General features: G+C 66.1%; 1 protein-coding gene. It reads left to right on the forward strand.

All coding sequences use genetic code 11. From position 1 onward, the window contains the following. Positions 1–96: 96 nt before the first annotated feature. On the forward strand, positions 97–1065 hold the full coding sequence (locus AB0I77_RS53550) for a helix-turn-helix domain-containing protein (protein WP_363290328.1): 969 nt from the start codon (positions 97–99) through the stop codon (positions 1063–1065). The last annotated feature ends 359 nt before the right edge of the window (positions 1066–1424 follow it).

A 1424-nucleotide genomic window follows, 5' to 3' on the forward strand; every position in this document is an offset into this window, starting at 1 on the left:
GCCGGGAGATGTACAGATCAGACTCGTGTCTGAAATCGCCAGCTGGCGAATCGCGCCAACAGGCCCGCCGGGCGGTGCCGACCAGGAGGACGTCCGGTGCTCGGTGCCCTTGGGATCAGCGAGTTCGACGAGCGGGTCTACCGCGCTTATCTGGCCAAGCCGGACCGGACAGCGTGGGAGATCGCCGAACACCTGGGCACTACACCCAGCCGGATACGGCACGCGGTGGCCCGGTTGGTGGAACTGGGCGTGCTGCGAAGAGAACGGCACGGCCAGTGCCAGCCGGTCAGCCCGCGGACCGCGTTGAGCGCACTGCTCGCCAGGCGCCGAGCCGATACCGAGGCGGCGTTCACCGCGGTGTGGGACGCGGTCGATGACCTGGCAAGTGAGTACCGCGCCAACCGGCTGCAGGGGGATCCGACCGAGCTGGTGGAGGTGATCACTGGTGAGGCGGAGGTCACTCTACGGGTGGCCGAGCTGACCCAATCGATGTGCACCCACTTCTGGGTTCTTGACCGGCCCCCGTACCTGGGCCCGTACAGCACCGAGTTGGAGGAGACCTTCACGAGGGACCTGCTGGGCCGCGGCGTCGACATACGGGCCGTCCACACCCCGGAGGAGCTGGAGCAGCCCGGCCGATTCGAGCTGATCACCTGCCTCGCCCAACTCGGCGAACAGGCGCGGCTCCTGCCGACCCTGCCGTTCAGGCTGCGGATCATGGACCGTCATGTCGCGCTGCTCGCACTGATCGGAGGACAGTACGACAAAATCACCGTCGTCCATCGGTCGGGTCTGCTCGATGCAATCCTCGAGCTGTTCGACGTCTACTGGCAGCGGGCACAACCCATCGTCTCGACGACTCCGGTGACCCCTGACCAGCCGAGCACGGATGATCTCCTGCTCCTGAGAATGTTGCAAGCGGGCTACAAAGACCAGGCGATCGCCCGGCAACTGGGCACGAGCGCACGCACCGTGACCCGCCGGATCGCCACGATCGCCTCCCGCCTCGGCCTCGAGACCCGCTTCCAGATGGGCGCCGAAGCCGCCAAGCGAGGCTGGATCTGAGCTCGGCGAGCGAGCACGTGCTACCGTCCGCGGCGATGCGCGTCGAGTGGGCGCCGCGTAAGCCGCCTCAGCCAGGTACGACAGCGCAGAACCTGATCTTTCTCGTCCCGAGGCCGGCACGCGAACAAGCAAGCCCGCCAGTAGGCAGTGATGCCGGGGATTCGCCAGTAGGACGGGCACGGAACCATTGATCAAGAAGGTCTCCACGCCTTGTGAGCACCGAGAGTCCTATGCCCGTCGTGCCTCATCGACCCGCTTTTGTCGGTTCCTCGCGCTCTTGCCGATACGCGAAAGCATGCCCTCGTCGCCGGGCTCGGGGACTGCAAATCGTTCGGACCTGTCTCATTTTCGGTGGTGAC

The organism is Streptomyces sp. NPDC050619, from assembly GCF_040654815.1.
Classification (GTDB): domain Bacteria; phylum Actinomycetota; class Actinomycetes; order Streptomycetales; family Streptomycetaceae; genus Streptomyces.